The sequence below is a fragment of the Parafrankia sp. BMG5.11 genome (assembly GCF_004337455.1).
Window position 1 is genome coordinate 40,366 of the sequence record NZ_SJXI01000023.1, and the last position, 23,843, is coordinate 64,208.

Consider the following 23,843-nt stretch of genomic DNA (forward strand, 5'->3'; position numbering starts at 1 on the left):
CGGCGGCGCGACGCGTCCAGCCCGGCGCCCAACGGCCAGCAGGTGCAGGCCGGCTATAACGGAACGGGCGGACCGGTCGCGGCGCGGCCGACGAGAACGCCATCCGCCCGGTGACGCGATACGAAGAGCGGCACGTCAAGAGCGACGAAGGTGGACCGAATTGGACGGAGCGGACCGGGGCGGCGAGCCAGCGCCGCAGGTGGTCCCCGGCGCGTCCGAGCCAGGCGGACAGGGCGAGCAGGGCGGACAGGGCGAGCTGGCCGGGCCGGGCGAGGTGGGCGAGGTGGGGAGCACGATGCCCGCGTCCGGTCGGCCGCCGGCCCTGACCGACGTGGCCCGCCTCGTCGGCGTCTCCCACCAGACCGTGTCCCGCGTCGTCAACAACCACCCGGGTGTCCGGCCACGGACCCGGGAGCGGGTCCTGGCCGGCCTGCGCGAGCTCGGCTACCGGCCGAACCCGGCCGCCCGGGCGCTCGCCACCGGCCGCTCCCGAACCCTCGGTGTCCTGGCCCTGACCGGCACGCTCTACGGGCCGACGTCCACGCTGTACGCCGTCGAACAGGCGGCGCGGGCGGCCGACTACCAGGTCACGGTGGTCAGCCTGCACTCCCTCGATCCGGGCGCGGTCCGGCAGGCCCTCGGGCGTCTGCTCGCCGGTGGCATCGACGGGGTCGTGGCGATCGCGCCGCTTCTCGACGCGACCGACGCGCTGAGCGCGGTCGCGACCCGCCTGCCGCTCGTCGCCGTCGAAGGGCGCCCCGACGGAAACATCGCCACCGTCTCGGTGGACCAGGAGCACGGCGCCCGGACCGCCACCGAGCACCTGCTCGCCGCCGGCCACCCGACCGTCCGGCATGTGGCCGGACCGTCCGACTGGTACGAGGGCGCCGGACGGATCGCCGGCTGGCGCGCCGCGCTCGAGGCGGCCGGCGCGGCCGTCCACCCGCCGCTGGCCGGTGACTGGACCGCCCGCGCCGGCTTCGCCGCCGGCCGCCAGCTCGCCCGCGAACCCGACCTGACCGCCGTCTTCGTCGCCAACGACCAGATGGCCCTCGGCGTCCTGCGCGCCCTGCGCGAAGGCGGCCGCCGGGTACCCGAGGACGTCAGCGTCGTCGGATTCGACGACATCCCCGAAGCCGCGTACTTCTCACCGCCGCTGACCACGCTCCGGCAGGACTTCACCGAGGTCGGCCGTCAGAGCCTGCGCTCGCTCCTGGAACAGGTCGAGACCGGCGCGACCGGCCGGGCTCACGTCGTCATCCCGCCGGAGCTGGTCCTGCGCCGCAGCACGGCACCGCCACCCTGACGTTCGCAGTCAGCGCGGGTCCACCAGCGAGGTGCCGCCGACCGGCACACACAGGTGGATCACGGCATCCCTCCCGGTCCTCCGGCGGTAGGGACCGACCACCGCTCGGGCGAAGCCTGCCACCGAGTCCGCGTCGACCAGGGCGATGACGCAGCCGGCGAAACCGCCGCCGGTCATCCGCGCGCCGTGGCAGCCGGGGGCGTTCCGGCAGACCTCGACCGCGGCGTCCAGCTCGGGACCGCTCACCTCGAAGTCGTCCCGGATCGACCGGTGGCCGTCGAGGAGCACGGCGCCGGCCCGTGGCAGGTCCGCGCGGCGCAGCGCGTCGGCGAGCTCCCGTACCCGCGTGTTCTCGGTGACGATGTGACGCGCCCGGCGCAACGCCACCGGGTCGAGCCGGCGGGCCGCGTCGGCGGGCAACCGGTCGCCGAGGTCGCGCAGGCTCGCGACGCCCAGCCCGGCCGCCGCCCGCTCACATTCGGCCCGGCGCTGGGCGTAGGCGCTGGTGACCAGCTCCCGGCGGGTGCCGGTGTCCACGACCGCGACGACGACCGAATCCGGGACGGCGACCGCGGTCACCGTCAGATCACGAAAGTCGATCTCCAGAGCGTGGCCGGCCGTCGCCGCGGCGCAGGCGATCTGGTCGAGCAGACCGGTGGCGGCGCCCACCCAGCCGTTCTCGGCCCGCTGGGCGAGCCGGGCCGCCCCGATCGGATCCCAGCCGGTGTCCCACACCACCGCGCAGGCCCGTGCCACGGCAAGCTCCAACGCGGCCGACGACGACAGCCCGGCGCCGAGCGGCAGGTCGCTGGCCAGCGTCCCGTACCAGCCTCGCGACGCGGCGGCTCCGGCGACCGACGCCGCCATCACGACGACGCCCTCGACGTACCCGGCCCATCCGGACTGCGCGGCACCGGCCCGGCCGGGCGACCCGGGCTCAGGTGGCGGAGGAGGCGGCAGGCCGATCCGGGCCGGTGCCGCGCGATGCTCGGAAAGCACCTCGACAGACCCGTGGCCCGAAGTCGCGCGCGGGGACGGGGAGAACGCGAGGCACAGCTCGAGGTCGATCGCCACCGGCAGGCAGAGCCCGCCGTTGTAGTCGGTGTGCTCGCCGATCAGATTCACCCGGCCAGGCGAGCGGACCAGGTAGGCCGGCCGGGCACCGTGGCACCGGACGAAGGCCGCGACGGCCCGCTCCGCCGCGCCCGGGGCGCCCGCCTGGCTCTCACCCGACCACGGCCGCCGGTCCCGACCAGCCGACACCAGAACCCACCGCCCCCGCAGCGGATCGAAACGGCGGTGTGGAGTGGACGGGACGCCACTCCCCCGGGCTGTTCCACTCATCGAGGTCGAATGTTAGCGCTAACGTTCCGATGGTCAAGGATGCCCGCCATCCGTTCACGGGAACAGACGGCCACCCGGCCACCCGAGCTCACCGGCCCCGAACCGGCCCGGGTCAATTCCTGCTGGGGGCCTCGGCGAGCCCGGTCTGGTAGGCGATCACGACGAGCTGGGCGCGGTCGCGGGCCGCTACCTTGGTCATCGCGCGGTTCGCGTGCGTCTTGACGGTCAGCGGCGACAGGTAAAGCTGTTCGGCGATCTCGTCGTTCGTCAGCCCGTGGGCGATGAGCCTGACGATCTCGTTCTCCCGCTTGGTGAGCAGATCCAGCCCCGCGGCGACCGCGGGTGCCGGTGTGGCCGGCTGCCGCAGGTACTGCTCGATGAGGTGACGGGTCGCCTGCGGGGACAGGAGCGCGTCGCCGCGGGCGACGACCCGGATCGCGGCGACCAGCTCGTCGGGTTCCACCCCTTTGCCGAGAAAGCCGCTGGCCCCGACCCGCAGCGCCTCGAAGACGTGCTCGTCGAGCTCGAAGGTGGTCAGGACGAGCACCTTCACCTCGTTGAGCGTCGGGTCGCCGGTCAGTTCACGGGTGGCGGACAGACCATCGACGCCTGGCATTCTGATGTCCATCAGGATGACGTCGGGACGGGTCTCCCGCGCCAGCCGCACCGCCTCGGCGCCGTCGGCAGCTTCGGCGACCACGGTGATGTCGGCGGCGGCCTCGACGAGGACGCGGAAACCGGCGCGGATGAGCGCCTGGTCGTCGGCCAACAGGACACGGATCACTGGGGTGTCACCTTCACAAGTGCGGTGCGGGGGGTGGCGGTAGCCGTCTGCAGCGTGGCACTCCCCCGTCTGCCATTGAATGTGGAGGCGGCCGGGGCCGGTGGCGGCGCCTCCGGGACCGGTAGCGTCGCGGTGACCACGAAGCCACCCTCGCCGTCGGAACCGGCCTGCATGTGGCCGCCGACCGCGGCGGCCCGCTCGCGCATGCCGAGCAGGCCGTGCCCGCCGCGGCCGCGCTGCGCCGCCGGGTCCCGCGTAGGGCCGGTGGCGGGCTGTTTCCGGGTGGGGCCGGTGCCGGGGAACCTGCGGCCAGGACCGGTGCCGGGCGGCTGGCCGGTACCGCCGGATGCGGGAAGAGACATGCCCGCGGTGTTGTGGATACGAAGGCGCAACTCGCCGGAACCGTAGCCGACCGCGACCGAGGTCCGGGCGCCCCGGGAGTGCTTGTGAGCGTTCGTCAGTGACTCCTGCACGATCCGGTAGGCGGCCAGGTCGGTGAGCGCCGGCAGCTCGCGGGACTGCCCGGTCACGTCGAGTGCGACGGACATCCCGCCTGCCGTGAAACCGGACAGCAGCGTGGGGAGTTGGGACAGGCCCGCGGGCGGCTGGGTCGACACCGGCTCGGAGGTGTCCCGCAGCGCGTAGACCAACAGTTTCAGCTCGTCCAGGACGGTGGCGCTGGCGCGGCGGATGTGGCCGAGCGCCTCGTCGGCGCCGGCCGGCTGCTCGTAGAGCATGTGGGAGGCGACGGCCGCCTGCACCTTGACGAGAGTGATGTGGTGGGCGACCACGTCATGCAGCTCCCGGGCGATGCGTAACCGTTCCTCGGCGACCTGCCGCCGGGCCTCCTCCTCACGGCTCTGCTCCGCCCGCCGGGCCCGGTCCTCGACCGCGGCGATGTAGGCACGCCGGCTGCGGACCGCGTCCCCGGTGGCGGTCGCGGAGACAACCCAGGTGGACAGACCCAGGACCACAGCCACAACCTCCTGCTTCTGCAGCAGCGCCGGCGGAATCAGAACGATCATCGAGGCGAGAGCCGAGATCCATGCTGCCTCGCGGGACCGGTAGACCGCCAGGCTGTACAGGGCGACCCCGGCGGCGAAGGTGAGCGGCGGGCTGTCGTCGGGCGTCAGGTTGAGGATGAACACGAGCACGGTGCAACCGAGGACGACACCGAGGACCGCACCCGGCCATGATCGGCGCACCACCAGGGCGGCACAGCCGATCATGCTCATGACCAGACTGGGCCCGGTCGGCCTGAGGTGGCTGGGAGCGCTCTGCGCGGCCAGCCACAGACCCAGGGCCAGAACCACGACAGCGAGCAGGCCGTCGGCCAGCCAGGGGTACCGCCGAGCCGTACGCCGGCACACATTCCAGAACTGCGCGATCTTTGGTGCCACCGCAACCACGGTACCCAGCGGATGCCGATTGTCGACCTGCGGCGATGGTAGTTCCTCGTCTACTGCGTCCGTAGTAGACGAGGCGACGCCGATCGGTCGCGGACGGCATCCGCCACCGGATCGGCGACACGGCGTGTCGATTCCGACCGGACAACGCGCCGGGGAACGTCCGCCAGATCGGGAGGTGAGTACTTTCGCCGCTCCTGCGGAGTGGCGATCGCCGATGCGGTGAACAGGGAGTTGTTGATCGGACGGGCACTTACGTGACAGTCCTCGGCCTTCGGCGGACCGGTAAAGCAGCTGGCTACTACCGGCGCGGTAGTCAGAAATGACTTCCCCTGGCCGATGGAAAGACCTGACCGACGGTGCACAGTGGTCCGAATCCCAGGTTCAGCCCAGGACCGGAGGTCTGAGTGACAACAGCCGGGCGGTCAGCTCTCACAAGGCGGTGCGATGCCGGGGACCTTCCACGGTGACCACGCAAACCGGAAACATCCAGTGGACGATCAACGTCCAGCGCGGCGACGCGCTCCTCCGTCCGGTCCGCCAGTGGACCTGAGCACGCTGAGCGTGGTCAGCCCGGCGGGCCGGACCACGCTGGCAGGCAACGCGTCGTACCTGGTCGGCCGGGCGCGCGGCGCCGACATCGTGGTCGGCGACGGGAGGGTCTCCCGGCACCACCTCGTGCTCGAACCGGTCGCTGACGGCTGGCACGTGCGGGACATCAGCGCGAACGGTCTGTGGCAGGACGGGCGCCGGATCAGAGGCACCACCCTGCGTCTGGATGAGGTGCGGCTCAGGCTCGGTGCCGTAGACGGTCCGGAGGTGGTCCTTTCTCCATGGCAGGTCGAGCCTCCGCGGCAGGTCGAGCCTCCGCGGCCGAGCGAGGCGGTTCCCGGCGCGACGGCGACCCGGCCGGCGGCCGGCGCCGTGGCACATGCCTGCCGCCGACGGCACCCGCTGCGTCTCGGGACGCTGCGCCTGGGCCGCTCCTACGACAACGACATCTCCGTCGCCGATCTGCTCGCCTCACGCCGTCACGCCGAGCTGCTGGTCGACGCCGACGCGGTGGAGGTCATCGATCTCGGTTCGGCCAACGGGACGTTCGTCAACGGCCAGCGGGTCGAGCGCGCTCCGGTCGGGCAGCGCGATGTCATCGCGATCGGGCACCATCTCTACCAGCTCGAGGACGACGCCCTCGTCGAGTACGTCGACTCCGGCGATGTGGCGCTCGAGGCACAGGATCTGTCCGTGTGGGCCGGGGCCAAGCAGCTGATGCACGACCTGACCTTCCGGCTGCCCGGCCGGTCGCTGCTCGGAGTGGTCGGTCCCAGCGGGGCGGGCAAGTCGACCCTGCTCAACGCGCTGACCGGCTTCCGCCCCGCCGACACCGGCTCCGTCCTGTACAACGGGCTGGATCTCTACGCCGAGTACGACGAGCTGCGCCGGCGCATCGGGTACGTCCCGCAGGCCGATCCGCTGCACGCCCAGCTCACCGTGCGTGAGGCGCTCGAGTACGGCGCCGAGCTGCGGTTCCCCGCGGACACCACGGCGCGGGAACGGCGCGCCCGCGTCCAGGAGGTCATCGGCGAGCTCGGTCTGACCGCGCACGCCGGCACGCCGGTGAGCCGGCTCTCCGGTGGGCAGAAGAAGCGGACGTCGGTGGCCCTCGAGCTGCTCACCCGGCCGTCGCTGCTGTTCCTGGACGAGCCGACGTCGGGGCTGGACCCGGCGAACGACCAGTCCGTGATGGAGACCCTGAAAGGGCTCGCCCACGGCGGCGGTCCGGGCTCGGCGGACGAGAGCGGCCGCACGGTCATCGTCGTCACGCACAGTGTGCTCTTCCTGGACCTGTGCGACTACATCCTGGTGCTCGCCCCGGGTGGGCACGTGGCCTATTTCGGCCCGTCGGACGGGGCGCTGCGCTTCTTCGGCAAGGAGGACTTCCGCGAGTTCGCGGCGGTGTTCCGGGAGCTGGAGAACACGCCGGGTGCGGAGATGGCGGCCCGGTTCCGTGCCTCGGAGTACTTCGTGCCCTCCGCGGTCGTGGCGCCGGTCGCGCGCAAGGCTCCGGCCGAACTCCCCGGCGTCCGCCAGCAACCAGTAGTCGCGCAGCTCGTCACGCTCACCCGGCGATATCTGCGAGTGGTGCTCGCCGATCCTTCCTATCTGAGGATGATTATCGCGTTCCCGTTTCTGCTGGGCATCATCCCCCGGGTGATCCCAGCTCCGGACGGACTGAAATCACTGCCGGACGCGCCTAATCCGGACGCGATGAAGGTGCTCGTCGTCCTGGTCCTGTGCGCTTGTTTCATGGGCATGGCGAACTCGGTCCGCGAGATCGTCAAGGAACGCGACATCTACCGGCGGGAACGAACGATCGGCCTGTCCCGGACGGCCTATCTCGGCTCGAAGATCATCTTCCTCACCGGTATCACGACCCTCCAGTGTGCGATCTTCACCCTGATCGGTCTCGCCGGCCGCACGCCGCCCGATGCGTCCCTGCTGGGCTCACCACTGATCGAGTGCCTCGTCGCCGTCATCGTCGCGGCGCTGGCATCCATGATGATCGGTCTGTTGGTCTCGACTCTCGCCGACAACGTCGACAAGATCATGCCCATCCTGGTTCTGGTCACCATGGCCCAGCTCGTGCTCTCCGGCGGCCTGGTGTCGCTGTCCGGCCGTCTGGTGATGGAGCAGGTCGCCTGGATCGCCCCCGCCCGGTGGGGCTTCGCGGCGCTGGCCTCCACCGACGACCTCAACGAGGTCTCCAAGCTCGGCAACGAGGTGCTGCGCACCGACCCCGCGGACAGCCTCTGGGAACACAGCGCGGATGCCTGGCTGCTCGACATCGTGCTGGGCGTCGGACTTGCCGGCGCGGCGCTCGCGCTGACGTCGGTCCTGCTGCGTCGCCTCGACCCCAGGATGTCCCGTCCGACCACACGTCCGGTGTCCGCCGTCTCCAGATCGGTTCCTGTGGAGCCGCGCCCGGATCCTCCAGTCCGCGGCACTGCGGGCCGGTAGCAGTCACCGCCGGCCCGCAGTGCCGGCCAGGGCCCGACGCCGACCGGTCTCGTGTCACCCCGCGGTCGGAGCAGTCGTCCCCCAGGCCCTCAGACCTTCAGAGCTCCCGGGCCGCATGGCGTTTCGGCAGTATCAGGGCCAGTGCTGTCCCGGTCGCGGCGACACCGGCGGTGAACAGAAGACCGTTGGAGTACCCGGCGTCCCGGTAGAACCGGATTCCGTGGACGACCTGGCTGTCCCGGGCGAGGATGATGAACGCCAGCTGGCCGAGGACGGTCTGGGTGGCCCCCTGCGCCATTGACTGGGCACCGTTGGCCAGTGCCTGTTCGGCCGGGTGCACCGCCTGGATGACCAGGATGGGAATTGTGGCCACCACGAGGCCCATGCCCACCGCGGTCACGGCACCGAGGAGCATCAGCTGCGGCACAGTGTGGTGGTACACGGAGATCAGTCCATATCCACCGGCGACGAGTAGGCCGCCGGCGGCCAGGAGGAACCAGGCATCGAATCTACGGGCCAGCATTCCGGCCGCGACCGCACCCGTGAGGATCAGTACGCTGCTGGGTGCGCCGACCAGCGCATTCCTGGTTGCGGAGAATCCCAGGCCGTCGGAGACACCCGGAATGGTCGGCATGAGGGCGAGCAGGAACATCACCGTGCCGACGGCGTACGCCGCGCCTCCGACCAGGGACGTCGTCAGCAGCATGGTCCAGACCGGCCGTCGCCTCAGCAGGGGCAGTGGGATCATCGGGTGCGGGACCCGGCTTTCGGTGAAGACGAAGCCCACCACGGCGGCCAGACCGCCTCCGATGAAGAGAAGAGTGCGAGCACTGGTCCAGCCCCAGTCGGCGCCTTCACCGATCCCGTAGACGACCGCGGTCAGGCCACCGCCGAGCAGGAGCCCGCCCAGCCAGTCGATGCGGGTGCGTTCCTCGCGCACGGGACTCTCGGGTACGAGGACCACGAGCGCCACGAGGCTGAGCGCGCTGGCCGCGGCCATGAACCACAGCGCGCCACGGAAGCCGGAACCGTCCACGAGCCACGCGGACAGGAACGGGCCCCCCAGCGCGACCAGCCCGACGCCGCCGCCCAGCAGGCCGCTGGCGGGACCGATGAGCCGGCGCGGGAGGACGTCACGGACCATCGAGTAGGCCAGTGCCCCGATCGGGCCATAGCACCCGGCGATGCCGCGTCCGATCAGCAGCATGGAGTAGTTCGTCGCAAGGGCGGCGATCAGGTCTCCCACCAGCCCGAGGACGGTGATGACCACCATGACCCGCTTCTTGCCGTACATCGCCGCGGCCTTGATCGCGAAGGGCGTGGCGAAGGTGCCGACCAGGCCCGTGATCAGCGTGAACCACGAGATCCTGGCGGTGTGAAAGTGTACGGCGATCTCCGCCTGAACATTGCCGGAAAGCAGGCCGACCAGCCCCAGAAGCTGTGCGGCCCACATCAGCACCATCAGGATCAGCGCATTCCGCGCGGTGAATCTGGACCGTCCTGGTTCCGTCTGGGACGGCACCGCGGTTACTGTCATGAACGGCTCCTGTCCTTTGGAATGGCCGAACCCCGGTTACACGGGGCACGTCGACAGCGCCGCACAACATCAAAAAAGACGACAGAAGTGCTGTTCGGGACGGGCGCGAGTTCCGGCTACAACGGAATGAGAACGCCGCTGCCGGTCGGGCTGTCATGGAGCTCCAGCCGCCGCAGCGCGGCGCCCCGCGGGATATCGAAAACCAGCGTGCCGTGGATGGAGGCACCCGGCCCGGCGGGATTCCAGATCGTCTCGCCGGGCAGGTAGAGACGCGACAGGTAGTCGGCGGTGCGCCGGGCGCCGGTGCTGTCGTACGCGTACTGGTAGGCGTTCTCCAGTGCGCCCGAGGATGCACCGGTGTTACGAACCGTCATGGTGACCAGGCAGAACTGACCGTCCGGATGGCGGGCCAGGAACCCGAGGCCGAGCTGCTCGACCCCGCATTCGACACCGTCCACGGCGAACAGCAGCGGCCCGTCCCGGAAGCCGCCGGGACTCGGTGGGGTACTGGGGCCGGAGACCGGCGCGGACGGGGATTCCACGGACCTGGCCGTGGATGCCCCCGGCCCGGCCGTGGGCGCGGCCGGTCGCGCCGACGTCCCGTCATCACGGTTCGCCGCCGCCAACCCGATCACGGTGAGACCCGCCAGTACCAGCGTCAGGCCGGCGGTCAGCAGAGCGCGGCCACGGCTCCAGCGCAGCCGCCGCGCAGGTGCGGACCCGTCCGGGGAGTGCGCGAGCTCCGCGGTGAGCCCGAGCAGTCGGACAGCCGGATCGGCGGACCGCTCCCCCGGCCGGCGCTCGACCAGGCGCAGCAGCAGGCCCCGGGCATCAGGCCGGCTGGCCGGCTCTTTCCCCAGAGCATCGCGGACGAGATCCTCCACCTGCGGAGGAAGGCCGGTCAGGTCCGGTTCGGCCGTGGTGATCCGGTGGGCGAGACCGACATCGTGGCCGTCCCCGAAGGGATGCCGTCCGGTACCCGCGTACGCGACGAGGACACCCCAGGCGAACACGTCAGCCGCCGCACTGATCGGCTGGCCGTTGATCTGTTCGGGTGCCATCCACCCGGCCGAGCCGAACCCCCAGTCGGTCGGCCTACCGCCGGTGCTGTCCAGGGCCAGGGCGATACCGAAGTCGATGACCCGTGGACCGGACAGCGACAGGATCACGTTGCCGGGCTTGAGATCCCGATGCACAAGCCCGGCGTGGTGGATCGCGGTCAACGCCGTCGCGACCCCGACCGCCAGCCCGGTAAGGGTGGACGAGTCGAGCGCACCCCTCTCGGCGACAGCCTGATCCAGCCGGAGGCCGTCGATGTACTCCGTCACCAGGTACGGCGCGAACGCGTCCGGGTCGGCGTCGAGAACCTCGGCGGTGCAGAACGAGGCGACGCTGCGAGCCGCCTCGACCTCCCGACGGAAACGGCGGCGGAACTCCTGGTCCCTGGCCCGATCCGGCCTGATCACCTTGACCGCGACCGGCCGCCCCCGCTGGTCGCGCGCGTAGTAGACGGCGCCCATCCCACCCACGCCCAGCCGGCTCAACAGGACGTACGGGCCGATGGCGGTCGGCTCGTGCGACAACAGGGGCTCACCGGGGACGAACGTCTCGGCCGCGGGAACCGTGCGCCCCTCCGGGTACGGCACCATGCCAGAAGGCAGCGTCAGCCCTTGATCCATCCGACAGGTGAGCCGGCGGGCGGGCAGTCACGTGGCGGTGCCGGCGCGAGGTCGAACTCCAGGTGCAGGGCGGTCAGCCCACGCAGGATGAAGGTGGGCATGTACTCGTAGCGGCGGTTGCCGGCCGGGCCGTGCACCCGCTCGTTGACGCGGATGTCGGTGGTGCGGTCCAACAGCCGTTCAAGACTCGCCCGTGCCTCGGCCCGTGCCAACGGCGCGCCGGGGCAGCTGTGGATCCCACGCCCGAAAGCCAGATGCTGGCGGGCGTTGGAACGGGCGACGTCGAACGTCTCCGGGTTCTCGAAGCGGCGTGGGTCGCGGTTGGCCGCCCCGTTGACCACCATCACCGTGGTGCCGGCGGGCAACTGCACCCCACCCACCGTGACCGGCACCCGGGAGAGCCGGAAGTCGCCCTTGACCGGGCTCTCCCAGCGCAGGGTCTCCTCGATGAAGGCCGGGATGCGCTCCCGCTCGGCACGAAGCCGCCGCTGGAGGTCGGGCCGCTCAGCCAGGATCTTCAACGCCGAACCGAGCAGGCGCACCGTGGTTTCCTGACCGGCGGAGAAGAGGTTCGCGGCCACCCGCACCACGTCGATGGCCTCGGGTGTCGATCCGTCCGGGAACGTCGCGCCGGCCAGACCGGTCAGCACGTCGGCGCGGGGGCTGCGGCGACGGTCCTCGATGTAGCCGGTGAACTTCCCGTGGAGAAACTCCAGCGGACTGTGGGCCAGGGTCTCCGCTCCGGTGCCGCCGACGCCGCCGGTCTGTGCCGGCTGGCGCTGCAGTTTGTCGAGAAACTCGTCCTGGTCCTCCTCGGGGACGCCCAGAAGGTCCGCGATGACGAGCAGTGTGAACGGTCCGGCGAATCCGCTGATGAACTCTCCCTCACCAGGAGTGAGGAACGGGTCGAGCATGCGGTCGGCAAGGTCCCACATCAGCGCCTCGTTCTCCTTGAGGCGCTTAGGGGTGATCAGCCGCATCAGCAGCGCGCGATGATCGGTGTGGGTGGGCGGGTCCATCGTCGGGAGCTGGTCGTTCATCGGCAGCTCATGGCGATGCCGCTCGATCAGCGCGGAGACGTCGTCACCGTCGAGCGGGACCGGGAAGCCGGGGAACGGACCCGTCACCGAGATGCAGGACGAGAACGCCTCGGAGTCGTGGAAGACCTCCACCGCCTCCTCGTAGCCGGTCACCATCACCACGTCGTGGTGGCGTTCCCGTTGTACGGGGCATTTCCGCCGCAGGGCGTCGAGGTAAGGGTACGGGTCCGCGACGAGGGTCTCGTCGCGGAAGAAGTCCATCGCCTCGAATTCGCGCACAGTCTCTACAGATCCCTTCATACGAGCCGGAGCCGGTGGTCGTTCTGTCTGGTGGACGACCGTGCCCGCAGATCTGACTTCCCCGCACAAGCGTGTCCGAACAAGCCCTGCCCGTCGTCCTCCCCCCGCAGGCAATACCGGCTACGTATGGCGCGGTACACGCTGTCCGCCGTACTACAGCCGGAGTAGACGACGTCCCCGCTCGCCTTCGACGCCCTTGTCCGGCATGGACTTTCCCGCCACCCGCTCAGTCCTCACCCGATGTCGGCGCCGACCAGGGCGAGGCGGCGCGCGCCCGGTAACCCGCATCCGCGGCGGCAGCCGCGTCCAACGTCAGCACCATCGGCACGTACACCTTCACCGACGGATCATCCGTAACCGGCTCCAGGTCACCGACCACCACGAACCCGTGCCGCTCATACACCCGCCGGGCCGGCCCGTTCGACGGCACCACCCACAGCCGGGCCCCGGCCGCGCCAGCCGCCCGGGCCCAGTCCAGCACCGCCAGCAACAAAGCGTCCGCCGTGCCCGAGCCTCGGGCCACCGGCGCCACCCACATCGCCGCCAGCTCCCGCAGGTCCCGCGCCGCCGACGGGGTGTGCGCCGACACCGAACCGACCACCGCGCCATCCCGCTCGGCCAGGAACGTCACGTCCGCGTCTCCGGACGCGCCCACCCGGGCTCGCTCCACCCAGTCCGCTCCCGGCCGGGTCGCTTCGTCGGCATAGGTACGCCAGAACGCCCCCGGCGCGTCGGCCAGGGCCGCCAGCCGCACCGCCCGCAGAACCTCGGCGTCACCGAGCCCGATCCGCCGCACCCGCGCGCCACCGAACTCGCTGCCCCCACGATCCATCACCGGCAAGTCTGCCAGCCCAGACCATCGGACGGGAATCCGGCGAACCGGCCGGACCTGGTGCGGCATGGCGCCCGCGTCGGGTCATCCAGGGTCGCGTCGTCTCCGAGGACGAATCCCGTCTCCTCGCCGCCGGAATTCAACGGCGCTGCTTTCGCGCGCGTCGAGGACTCCGGACACCGCACCCGTTCGAGCCTCCGCTGGGGTCACCGCCGTAGGTCGACGCGGACACGCACAAGTTCCGTCGCAGCAATAAGTCCGGTATGTTCTCGCCGAGCATTCCCCGCCGGAGAGGACCCAGGTGCCCGAGGTCCCCTGTGTGCCGGTCCGCCGCGGCGCGGTCCCGGTCCGATGACCGCCCTCGAGCTGGCGGTCGTGCCCCGCGACGTCCGCGCCGCCTCCCTCGGCCTGCTGCTCGGCGCGCCGAGCCCCGCGTCGCTGGCCAGCGTCGACCTGCACGCGCCGCACGGCATGCTGACCCTGGCCGTCCTGGGCGCCTCGCACGCGGTGAGCGCCTCCTCGGGCACACGTCGACTGACCGAGGAGGTCTCCTGTGACGCCGTCGCGGCCGGTGGCTGCCCGCTGCCGTCGCGGGCGGAGCAGGACGGCTACACCCTGAGGGCGCAGGTGCGCACCGTCGATCGCCGCGAACTCGACGCGCTCGCGGCGAGTCTGCGGACCCGGGCGGCCGGGAGATCCGACTGGTTGTGCGCCGCCTTCCCCGGCGACGAGCGGGCGGTGACCGCCCTGACCGGCGCGCCGATGCCGCGCGGCTGGCAGTGGCACACCTGGCACCTCTACCCGGGCTCCCGCACGCACGAGATCGTGACCACCCACAGCCGCTGGGAGCCGCGATGACCACCGCCCACGTCGCCCGCGTCGCCCGCGTTGCCCGCAGCGCCCGCGTTGCCCGCAGCGCCCGCGTCGCGTTGGCTGTCCCGCTCGCCCTCGCCGTCGCGGTGCTACCCGCCTGCGGTGGCGACAGCAACGTCCGGGGCTGGCTCGCCGACAGCTACCGTCACACCGACACCCGGGGCGACACCGAGAGCTACCTGTCGACCGAGCCGGTCGACCGGACCGCCGCGGCCATCGCCGGCGGGGTCGCGCCGGCCGCCCGGGCCAGCGACGGAGGCAGCCAGTACCTCCGCTTCGCGGACGACATCGTGATCGTCAGCGCGGCGGCCGCCGGGGCCGGCAGCACTGTGCGGGTAGAGGATCTCGACGACGGGTTCAGCCATGGCCAGTACGCGCGCCTCGGCAGCGGGTTCACCCCCGGCTCGCCGGCCGGGAAGGACGGTGGTCCCGGCGATGGGAAGTGATCCGGGCCGGGGCCGCCGGGGCCCGGCCACGCAGCACCGTCCCCCCGTCCCCCCGCACACCACCGGGAGAGCCTCGTGACCTTCGGCAGCCTGGACGCCGGCGACCTCGGCGAGGGCATCGCCGCCACCCTGCTCTACTTCCTGGTCGGCGTCGGTGTCCTCGCGCTGGGTTTTCTGGTCCTCGACCTGCTCACGCCCGGCAACCTGCGCCGGCAGGTCTACGTCGACCGCCGGCCGAACGCCGCCGTCCTGCTCGCGGGCAACCACCTGTCGCTGACGGTCATCGTCGTCACGGCCGTCCTGACCAGCTCGGACTCGCTGGCTCAGGGCCTTGTCGACTCGGCGGTCTACGGCCTCGTCGGGGTCGCGCTGCAGGCGCTCGCGCTCCGCGTGCTCGACGCCGTCGTGCCCGGGCACCTGCGCGCGATCGTCGACGAGCCGACACTCAGCCCGGCGGCGTGGGCGGTCGCCACCAGCCTGCTCGCGATCGGCGCGGTCAACGCGGCCGCGCTGTCCTGACGCCATCAGCTTCCTGACGCCATCAGCCGTGGCGACGGACACCCCCAGGGCCACATCGGCGGACAGCCCGCTGCCCGCCCGTACCCGCCCGCTCCTGCTCGCCGCGGTCGCGGTCTGCGCCGCCTGCGGCCTGGTGTACGAGCTGGTCCTGCTCACCCTGTCGACCAGCCTCGCCGGCGGCGGCATCACCCAGACCTCACTGATCGTCGCCGGATTCGTCGCCGCCCTCGGCGCCGGGGCGCTGCTGGTCAAGCCCTTCCTCGGGCACGCGGCCGCCGCCTTCGTCGCCGTCGAGACCCTGCTCGGAATCCTCGGCGGGCTCAGCGCCGTCACTCTCTACGTCACCTTCAGCTTCTACGCGACGAGCGGACCGGTGCTCGTCCTCGGCACCGCGCTGCTCGGCACGCTGGTAGGCGCCGAGCTGCCGCTGCTTGTCACGCTCCTGCAGACCGGCCGGACCGACGTGGACGCCCGGGCCAGCGGCCGGCTGCTCGCCGACCTCAACGCAGCCGACTACGCCGGCGCCCTCGTCGGCGGGCTGGTCTGGCCGTTCGTCCTGCTCCCCACGGCCGGCATGATCCGCGGAGCCGCGCTGACGGGGCTGGTCAACCTGACAGCCGCGACCGTGGTCGCCACGTTGCTGCTGCGGCGGTGGCTGACCAGACGTGCCCTCGTCACCGCGCTCGGCGCGCTCCTGGCCGCCGCCACCCTGCTCGGCACGCTGCTGCTCCGCGCACGTGACATCGAGACCGACGCCCGCCAGCGGCTGTACGCGGACCCGATCGTGGTCGCCACCCGGTCCGCGTACCAGGAGATCGTCGTGACCCGCCGAGGCGGCGACCTGCGCCTCTACCTGGACGGCGACCTGCAGTTCTCCAGCGCCGACGAACACCGGTACACCGAGGCGCTCGTCGCCCCCGCACTCGCCCGTGATCCCGCCCGTGTCCTGGTCCTCGGCGGCGGCGACGGGTTGGCCGCGCGCGAGCTGCTGCGCCACCCCACGGTCCGGCAGGTGGTGCAGGTGGAGCTGGACCCGCGGATGATCGAACTCGCCCGGACGACCTTCGCCCGACTCAACCGTGCCGCGCTCAACGACCCGCGGGTGCGTGTGGTGGTGGCCGACGCCTTCCGCTGGCTGCGCGACCCACCGCCGGAGCCGTTCGACGCCGTCGTCGTGGACATGCCCGATCCGGACACACCCGCGCTCGGCCGGCTCTACTCGCAGGAGTTCTACGGCCTGGTGCGGGCGGTCCTCGCGCCCGGAGGCCTGCTCACCGTGCAGGCCGGCAGCCCGTACGCGACACCGAGTGCCTACTGGCGCACGGTGAGCACGGTCAGGGCCGCGGGCCTGGCCACCACGCCGTACCACGTCGACGTCCCGAGCTTCGGGGACTGGGGCTTCGTGCTGGCAACCACCGGGGGGACACCTGCGCCGCTCGTGCTTTCCGAGCGGGCCACCCCGGCCCGGTTTCTCGACCAGGCCGTGCTCACCGCCGCCGGGGTCTTCCCGCCGGACCGGCCTCCGCGCACCCTCGAGCCCTCCACGCTCGACCGCCCACGGATCGTCGACGACCTGCGGACCGGCTACCAGCGTTAGGACTTCACCCCGGAGAAGGCGGTGGAGTCATGGAAGACCTCCACCGCCTCGTCGTCCTCAGCGTGGCCGGAGGCCGTCGAGCAGCAGGCGAACGGAGAACTGGATCCTCTCGTCCAGTTCGTTCTGTGTCGGCATGTGGCCACTCACGATCGTCCTCACCGGACCGCTGACCAGCATGCTCATGAAGACGGATGCGGCGAGTCTGGGATTGGTGGGCGCGATCGTGCCGTCGGCGACCGCACGCTCGAGCACGCCGGCGACGAACTCGATCACCGGCCTGCCGCTCTGCTCGAAGCTGATGGTGAAGATCTCGGGGAAGCGGTAGCTCTCGGTGTTGATGATCCGCTGCAGGCGCAGGCCGTTGGGTGTCGCCACCTGAGTGATCCGTAGTCGGGCGATCCCCTCGAGCGTTTCGGCCAGGTCGCCGTTGTCCAGGCCCTCGAGCACGGCCTGGGGCACGATCTGGCGCTCGATGGCGCGCTGGACCGCCGCGCGGAACAGCGCGGCCTTGTCGGGGTAGCGGGCGTAGACCGTGCGCTTGGTCATGTTGACCCGGGCGGCGATCATCTCGATCGTCGCCAGCTCGAAGCCTCGCTCCAGGAACAGGTCGAGCGCGGTGTCGAGGAGCTCCTCGTGGCGCGCCTCGGCCTGCTCGCGGGTGGGGCGCCCCGCCCCGCGCCGGGTGGGTGCGACTCCGTTCTGCATGTCGCCTCGCTCGACTTCCCTCTTGCGCCGCCGCCAGGTTCGATTAATGATACGCATCAGGTGCCGTTCTCCGGACCCGGCCACCAACACGAACAGTAAGGATGCCCTGTGAGCTCAGCCATCGAGACACTGACCCGGCTGGTCGATGCCGAGGATCGGTTCGATCACTCCCCCGCCGAGCTGCGCGAGACGCAGTTAGCCGCTCTGAACGAGCGGTTCCAGGAGCGCAGGGAGCGCATCAGGCTGCTCGCGCACCGGGCCCGCGAGGCCGGCACCACCGAGATCCGCAGCCGCGAGGACATGGTCGCGCTGCTCTTCCCGCACAGCGTCTACAAGAGCTACCCGGAGAGCTTCCTGATCGAGGAGAAGTGGGACCGGCTCGGCAAGTGGCTGGGCACCGTCTCGCCCTACCCGATCAGCCCGATCGAGACCTCCGACATCACCGACATCGACGACTGGATCGGACGTCTGCAGGCCAAGGGCCACTACGTCTCCTGCTCCAGCGGCACGACGGGCAAGTCGGCGATGCTGCTCGCGTCGGAGCAGGACATGACCTGGTCGCGCGTCGACACGGTCAACGTGTTCTCCTGGGGCTCGGGAGTGAAGCCGGCGCGGGACCGACGGATGATCGGCGTGGGGGCGACCGCCGCCGTGCCGAAGAACATGGTCATCGCGGAGGCGCAGCAGGCGGCGTTCAGCGATCCCGCCAGGGAGCGTTTCAGCCTGCCGATCCCGCCGATCACGGTCGGGTCGCTGACCAGGATGGTCGTGCTCCGCAAGAAGATCGCCGACGGCACCGCGCTGCCCGGCGAGCTGGCCGACTTCGAGCGGACCTCCAGGGAGCGGCAGGAAGCCCTCGACAAGGCGATGATCACCGGCGCCGAGGCGCTCATCCGATACCGCGACGAGAAGCTCTACATCGCCGGCATGTGGAACTCGCTGTACCAGGCGGCCAGGATCGTGCGCGACATGGGCTATTCGGCGAAGGACTTCCACCCCGACAACTGCCTCTACGTCGGCGGCGGGCTCAAGCGCGCGCAGCTGCCGCCGGACTACCAGGAGTTCGTCCACGAGACGTTCAACATCCCGGCCAGCCGGGATTTCCAGAACTACTCGATGCAGGAACTCAACTCCGGCATGCCCAAGTGCCAGAAGGGCAACCGCTACCACGTGCCGCCGTGGATCGTTCCGTTCATCCTCGACGAGGCGGGCGAAACGCTGCTGCCGCACGAGAGCGGCGAGGTCGAGGGCCGGGCCGCCTTCTTCGACCTCTCGCTCGACGGACGCTGGGGCGGGATCATCACCGGCGACAAGATCTCGCTCGATCTGAGCCCCTGCGCGTGCGGCCAGAAGGGGCCCTCGGTGCGGAACAACATCACCCGTTACGCCGACCTCAAGGGCGGCGATGACAAGATCGGCTGTGCCGGTACCGTCGACGCGTACGTGCGAGGCCTTTCATGAGCGTCACCGACATTCGGCCCCAGTCCGCCGACGCGATCGTCTCCGCGCCGTTCTTCCTTCGCGGCGAGCTTTCCGAGGGCCGGGACGTCACGCACCGCTCGCGCGACCTGGGCGTCACCTTCGCCACGCCGCGGATCGCCATGGACAAGGCGGTGCACCCGCGCACCGAGGTGCCGCCGCTGCTGAACGTCCCGCTCAAGGAGATCATCGATTTCCTCGTCGAGACGGGCGAGCGGATCCGCGATCCCCGGAACACCTTCATGCAGGACTGCATCGATCGCATGGCCGGCACCCACGTGCTGCCCCGTGCGGTGCTGGAGGGGCAGGTCAAGGGCGCCGCCGCCTATCTCGACAAGCGCCTGCTCGAGACTGTGGTGGAGCAGAACTTCCCCGACCCCAGGGCCCTGGACGAATGGGTGCCCAAGCAGGACTTCACCGGCCGGAAGAGCTACATCCGCGCCTTCGCGCCCCGACTGATCCACGTGTTGCCGGGCAACTCGCCGGGCGTCGCGGTGAAGTCCATCGCCCAGGGCGCGTTGGTGAAGGCCGTCAACCTGTTCAAGATGTCCTCCAGCGACCCCTTCACCACGGTGGCGGTCCTGCGGACGATGGCGGACATCGACCCCGGCCACCCCATCGTGAGATCGATGTCGGCGGTCTACTGGCGCGGCGGCGACGACGCGGTGGAGCAGGTGCTCTATCGCCCGCAGTACTTCGACAAGATCGTGGCCTGGGGCGGCGGCGACGCGATCAACAACGTGATCAAGTACCTCGGGCCGGGCTTCCAGCTTGTCTCGTTCGACCCCAAGACGTCGGTCTCGATGGTCGGCAGGGAGGCCTTCGCCTCCGAGGAGGCGCTCGACGTCGCCACCGAGCTCGCCGCCGGCGACGTCATGATCCTCAACCAGGAGGCCTGCGTCGCCAGCCGTTTCGTCTTCGTCGAGGCGGACCAGGCCGACGCGGACCGCTTCAGCGAGCGGCTCCACGCGCGCATCGTCGAGAAGGCGGCCGCCTCGGGTGACGCCCGTCCGCTCGACGCCGACCTGCGCGAGCAGATCGACGTGCTGATGATGCTCGACGACGAGTTCGGCGTCTGGGGAAAGACCGACGGCCGGGGGCTGGTGATCCGTTCGGACGAGCCCGTGGACTTCCACCCGATCAACAAGACCGCGAACGTGGTCCGGGTGGACTCGCTCGACGAGGCGATGAGGTACGTCAACGTGGCAACCCAGACGGTCGGCTTCTATCCCTTCGCACGGATGGCCGACTACCGCGACCGGCTGGCCAGTGGCGGCGCGCAGCGCATCGTCCGGCTGGGCGAGGCGGGGCCGAGCACGATCGGCAACCCGCACGACGCCATGTACCCGCTGCACCGCTTCGTCCACTGGATGGCCCACGAGGACGGGGCCGGACCACAGTAGGAACACGTTCCCGCCACCGGTGACCGGCAGTCCCGGCCGGCAGGACAGCAGAAGCTCCCGGCCCACAATCCGATGCGGCTGTACTGGACCAAGGCATGATCAGCCTCTGCCGGCGAGGTTGATGGAGCGTAGTGCCAGTTCCGGTGCCGTCTTCTCGGCCCGCTCGGGAGGCTCGCCGCAGACGAGGACGGGAACGTCGCGGATGACGTCGATCCTCGCGGTCGCTGCCGCGGGTCCGGTCGGTCCACCCCAGGCCAGCTGCACGGTGGCCGACCGTCCCCCGGCGGCGATCTCGGTGCGTGCGGAGGTGAGCTGGTGGTCCAGCCAGGCCCAGCCGAACCGCTCGAACAGCTCCCGTTCGGCCACCTGGCCCCAGGTGTCCAGCGCGGTGTCACCGCGGTAGTGGCCCCGCAGCGGCGGCGGCCCGGACCGGCGCACGATCGCGTCGAGGGTCTCGGCGTCGAGGAACCCCCAGGCCCGCCCGTCCGGCAGTGTGAACCCGGTCGGCGCGAAGCGGTGTCCGCCGGTGTGGCTGCACCGGCGGACACGCACACCCGGCCAGGCCGCGGCCACGTCCAGCGCCAGGCGAGTCCCCAGCCGCGCGCAGCAGCGGTCCCGCGCGCCGTGCCCACACAGCAGCACCTCGGCGGGTGCGATCCGGCTCGTCGGGTCCGCCTGCGGCGCCTCGAGCAGCCGGGCGACCTCGTCGGCGATGCCTTCGGAGGGCACGAGGTGGTCGGTACCCACGAAACGGCCCGAGTCCACCCGGCGCCAGATCGTCACCCGCACGCCGCGCCCGACGCTCGGTCCCGGCTGATCGCTGGCGACCGCGGAGCCCAGCGGGACGCCAGCCTTCCCGATCGGGTCGTTGAGGTCGTCCGCAGGGGGTCTGACCGCCAGCACCCTGGTTCGGCGAAGGTTACGCCGCTGGAGGTCGGCGAAGGCCGGTATCTCGCCGACGTCCCTGGGCCAGGGCGGTGACACCTCGATGAGCACGAGCGTGTCGCAGGTCAGCGCGGACCCGACCGGGTCGACGCCCTGCGCGTGCGTCCAGGGCGCACAACGGTAGGACAGTGCCGGGGACGTGGTACGGAGGCTCACGAAGGCCACCTTCCGCTATGACTGCGGACTGTTTCGGGCAACTGGTGGACGAGTGTCAGGCAGAGATCACGCCCGCCAGCTCGAGGATCTTCGCTGGGGGAAGGTACTGGTCGACCACCCGAGCTCCGAAGGGCAGCAGAGCGTCCGCCACGGCGTTGGTCAGCGTCGCCGGGGCTGCCAGCGCCCCGCCTTCGCCGACACCGTGGAAGTCGAAGTCGCCGAGGCCTGCGGAATCGATGTGTTCGATCTCGATGTGCGGGATCTCGGCAGCGGTCGGGAGCAGGTAGTCCATGAACGTGGCGGCGAGGAAGTTGCCGTCGGCGTCGTAGGCGGCGTTCTCGTACAGCACCTCGCCGATGCCCTGCGCGATACCGCCGCAGATCTGACCCTCGACGATCGCGGGGTTGACCACCCGTCCGCAGTCCTCGACAACGACGTAACGAAGTATCCGGACCTGCCCCGTGGCGATGTCTACCTCGACGGTGCAGACATGCGCGCCGCCCGACCAACCGCTGCTGGTGACGGCGGACCCGTCGAAGCGCTCCTGCGCCGTCAAGGACACGTCGGTGCCCGGCGGGAGGAACATGGGCGCCATCATCGCCAGCTTCGCCACGTCGGCCAGCGGGATCGCCTTGTCCGGCGCCCCCTTCGGTGTCACCATCCCGTCGACGATGTCGAGGTCGCCAGGATCGATCTGCAGCCGGTGGGCCGCGATGTCCAGCACCTTTTCCTTCAGCCGCCTGGTCGTCACGATCACGGCACCCGTCGCCCACGTGCCGGCCCGGCTGCCGCCGGTGCCGATGAGGTTGAACGGGGTCTGACGGGTGTCGCCGTGGACCACCCGCACGTGGTCGAGCGGAATACCCATCTGGTCGGCCGCGACCTGGGCGAGCGTCGTCTCGTGGCCCTGGCCGTGCGGGGCCTGACCGGTGGTCACGAGGAGATGACCGTCGGCCTGGAGCGCCGCCTTCGCCTGTTCGCCGCCGAAGGGCGCACCTTTGCCGCGCAGCTCCGGCGGCCCGGGCGCTGCTTCCATGAAGATGGCGAACCCGATGCCGAGGTAGCGGCCCGCGGCACGGGCGGCTACCTGCTCCTTGCGGAACCCGTCGTAATCGACGAGGTCCAGGGCCTGCTCGAGGGAGCGGCGCGAGGTGATGCCCTCGAGGCCGCGGCCTGTGATGATCTGGTCGCCGGGCTCGCCGGCCACCAGGTTCCGGCGCCGGATGTCGGCGGGGTCGAGCCCCAGCTCGTGGGCCGCGATGTCAAGCAGCCGTTCCCGCGTCCACACCTCCATCTCCCACGGGCCCCGGTAGGCGACGTACGTAGCCTTGTTGCTGGCGACGACGGCGCTTTCATATTTGTAGGCTTTGATGTGGTACGGGCCGGGCAGCGACGTACAGATCATCTCAGGGTAGATCGTGCAGCTGAACGGCACCGCCGGGTAGGCGCCGCCATCCAGGACGAGCTTCACCTTCAACCCGAGCAGCGTGCCGTCGGCCTTCAGCGCGAGTTCCGCGTCGATCTTCTCTTCTCGGGCGTGGCCGGACGCGAGAAGGTGCTCGTTGCGGTCCTCCACCCATTTGACCGGACGGCCGAGCCGCTTACTGGCCAGCGCGATGCAGAAGTCCTCGCGCCCCACCACACCCTTGAGGCCGAAGCCACCACCCACGTCACCCGCAAGCACCCGCAGCCGTTCCAAGGGATGGTCGAGAGCCTGGGCCAGTGCCTGACGCAGGCCGTGCGGGGTCTGGGTCGATGCGATGAAGGTCAGCTCCCCCGAGGCCGGGTCGTAGTCGGCGATCCCGCCCCTCGTTTCCAGGGGGACGTTGGCGACACGGTGTTGGCGCAAGGTCGCCCGCACCACCTGGTCGGCCTCGGCGAAGGCGGCATCGATGTCACCCAGGGTGACGGGTGGGCTCGTCGCCACGATGTTGTCGCCGAGTTCGTCGAAGATGGCCGGTGATGCGGGGTCGAGGGCGGTCTCGTAACCGGTCACCGCCGGAAGCGGCTCGTAGTCGATGTCGACCAGCTCGCACGCGTCCTCGGCTATGTACCGGCTGTCGGCCACGACCATCACGAGCGGATCGCCGACGAACCTCGCCTTGTCCGTGGGCAAAGCACGGAACGTCGGCCATTTCGGTCCATTGCGCAATCCCGTGAGGGGATTGCAGCCGGCTGCCAGGTCGGCGCCGGTGAACACCGCCACGACGCCGGGCACCGCTCGCGCCGCCGAGGTGTCGATGCTGTTGATCCGAGCGTGGGCCATGGGGCTGCGCACGAAAGCGACATGGAGCATGCGCGGCAACGTCACGTCGTCGACGAACTTTCCGCGGCCCGTCAACAACCGCGGGTCCTCGACTCTCGCCACCCGCTCGCCGACGAATCTCATCGGTACGACACCGGCTCAGGTACCGCCGCGCCACCGAACGCCGGCGCCGACCTTCCGCGTCGCTCCGCGAGTCCGCAGCCGGGGC

Annotated in this window: 18 protein-coding genes; 8 read left to right on the forward strand and 10 right to left on the reverse strand. The window is 70.9% G+C overall.

Features of this window, described 5'->3' with window-relative positions; translation table 11 throughout:
- Nucleotides 1-295: 295 nt before the first annotated feature.
- On the forward strand, nt 296-1,306 hold the full coding sequence (locus E0504_RS17340; protein ID WP_112106729.1) for a LacI family DNA-binding transcriptional regulator: 1,011 nt from the start codon (nt 296-298) through the stop codon (nt 1,304-1,306).
- 9 nt (nt 1,307-1,315) lie between these two features.
- Here the strand turns inward: E0504_RS17340 and galK are convergent, their stop codons facing one another.
- The 3 genes from galK to E0504_RS17355 all read right to left on the reverse strand — a co-directional run bounded on the left by galK (nt 1,316) and on the right by E0504_RS17355 (nt 4,834).
- Complete coding sequence (gene galK, locus E0504_RS17345; protein WP_131625107.1) at nt 1,316-2,569, reverse strand: galactokinase; 1,254 nt, start codon at nt 2,567-2,569, stop codon at nt 1,316-1,318.
- A 193-nt stretch (nt 2,570-2,762) separates the two neighbouring features.
- Nucleotides 2,763-3,434 carry a response regulator transcription factor gene (locus tag E0504_RS17350; protein ID WP_131625108.1) on the reverse strand — a complete coding sequence of 224 codons (672 nt, stop codon included), beginning with the start codon at nt 3,432-3,434 and terminating at the stop codon, nt 2,763-2,765.
- Nucleotides 3,431-4,834: a sensor histidine kinase gene (locus E0504_RS17355; RefSeq protein WP_112106698.1), complete on the reverse strand. Its 1,404-nt coding sequence runs from the start codon at nt 4,832-4,834 to the stop codon at nt 3,431-3,433. Before E0504_RS17355 ends, E0504_RS17350 begins: the two co-directional genes overlap by 4 nt.
- 549 nt (nt 4,835-5,383) lie before the next feature.
- Between E0504_RS17355 and E0504_RS17360 the strand changes: the two genes are divergently transcribed.
- A complete protein-coding gene (locus tag E0504_RS17360; protein ID WP_243657541.1) occupies nt 5,384-7,858 on the forward strand; it encodes an ATP-binding cassette domain-containing protein in 2,475 nt (824 codons plus the stop codon).
- Between the two features lie 97 nt (nt 7,859-7,955).
- On the opposite strand, the gene E0504_RS17365 is transcribed toward E0504_RS17360, so the two are convergent.
- The 4 genes from E0504_RS17365 to E0504_RS17380 all read right to left on the reverse strand — a co-directional run bounded on the left by E0504_RS17365 (nt 7,956) and on the right by E0504_RS17380 (nt 13,246).
- Nucleotides 7,956-9,395, reverse strand: coding sequence for an MFS transporter (locus tag E0504_RS17365; RefSeq protein WP_131625110.1), 1,440 nt, complete (start codon nt 9,393-9,395; stop codon nt 7,956-7,958).
- A 116-nt stretch (nt 9,396-9,511) separates the two neighbouring features.
- Entirely contained in the window at nt 9,512-11,044 is a 1,533-nt protein-coding gene (locus E0504_RS17370; protein WP_112106695.1) for a serine/threonine-protein kinase, read from the reverse strand.
- Between the two features lie 14 nt (nt 11,045-11,058).
- Entirely contained in the window at nt 11,059-12,393 is a 1,335-nt protein-coding gene (locus tag E0504_RS17375) for a cytochrome P450 (protein WP_112106694.1), read from the reverse strand.
- A 247-nt stretch (nt 12,394-12,640) separates the two neighbouring features.
- Complete coding sequence (locus tag E0504_RS17380; protein WP_112106693.1) at nt 12,641-13,246, reverse strand: GNAT family N-acetyltransferase; 606 nt, start codon at nt 13,244-13,246, stop codon at nt 12,641-12,643.
- Between the two features lie 351 nt (nt 13,247-13,597).
- On the opposite strand from E0504_RS17380, the gene E0504_RS17385 reads away from it, so the two are divergent.
- The 4 genes from E0504_RS17385 (at nt 13,598) to E0504_RS17400 (ending at nt 16,681) form a co-directional block, all read left to right on the forward strand.
- Nucleotides 13,598-14,104, forward strand: a complete 507-nt coding sequence (locus tag E0504_RS17385) for a DUF2617 family protein (RefSeq protein WP_112106692.1) — start codon at nt 13,598-13,600, stop codon at nt 14,102-14,104.
- Entirely contained in the window at nt 14,101-14,565 is a 465-nt protein-coding gene (locus E0504_RS17390) for a DUF4247 domain-containing protein (RefSeq protein WP_112106691.1), read from the forward strand. Before E0504_RS17385 ends, E0504_RS17390 begins: the two co-directional genes overlap by 4 nt.
- Before the next feature lie 75 nt (nt 14,566-14,640).
- Nucleotides 14,641-15,084 (forward strand): DUF350 domain-containing protein, encoded by a 444-nt coding sequence (locus E0504_RS17395; RefSeq protein WP_112106690.1) that lies wholly within the window; start codon nt 14,641-14,643, stop codon nt 15,082-15,084.
- Nucleotides 15,085-15,112: 28 nt separating this feature from the next.
- On the forward strand, nt 15,113-16,681 hold the full coding sequence (locus E0504_RS17400) for a polyamine aminopropyltransferase (RefSeq protein ID WP_131625111.1): 1,569 nt from the start codon (nt 15,113-15,115) through the stop codon (nt 16,679-16,681).
- 57 nt (nt 16,682-16,738) lie between these two features.
- Here E0504_RS17400 and E0504_RS17405 read toward each other — a convergent pair whose 3' ends face one another.
- Nucleotides 16,739-17,386, reverse strand: a complete 648-nt coding sequence (locus E0504_RS17405) for a TetR/AcrR family transcriptional regulator (protein ID WP_112106688.1) — start codon at nt 17,384-17,386, stop codon at nt 16,739-16,741.
- A 108-nt stretch (nt 17,387-17,494) separates the two neighbouring features.
- Here E0504_RS17405 and E0504_RS17410 point away from each other — a divergent pair, with 108 nt between their 5' ends.
- Both E0504_RS17410 and E0504_RS17415 read left to right on the forward strand, forming a co-directional pair.
- A complete protein-coding gene (locus E0504_RS17410) occupies nt 17,495-18,847 on the forward strand; it encodes a hypothetical protein (RefSeq protein WP_112106687.1) in 1,353 nt (450 codons plus the stop codon).
- Complete coding sequence (locus tag E0504_RS17415) at nt 18,844-20,268, forward strand: acyl-CoA reductase (RefSeq protein ID WP_071065102.1); 1,425 nt, start codon at nt 18,844-18,846, stop codon at nt 20,266-20,268. The genes E0504_RS17410 and E0504_RS17415 overlap by 4 nt, the downstream gene beginning before the upstream one ends.
- Before the next feature lie 99 nt (nt 20,269-20,367).
- Here the strand turns inward: E0504_RS17415 and E0504_RS17420 are convergent, their stop codons facing one another.
- Nucleotides 20,368-21,369, reverse strand: a complete 1,002-nt coding sequence (locus E0504_RS17420; RefSeq protein WP_112106728.1) for a sucrase ferredoxin — start codon at nt 21,367-21,369, stop codon at nt 20,368-20,370.
- A 55-nt stretch (nt 21,370-21,424) separates the two neighbouring features.
- Nucleotides 21,425-23,758: a xanthine dehydrogenase family protein molybdopterin-binding subunit gene (locus E0504_RS17425; protein ID WP_112106685.1), complete on the reverse strand. Its 2,334-nt coding sequence runs from the start codon at nt 23,756-23,758 to the stop codon at nt 21,425-21,427.
- Between the last annotated feature and the right edge of the window lie 85 nt (nt 23,759-23,843).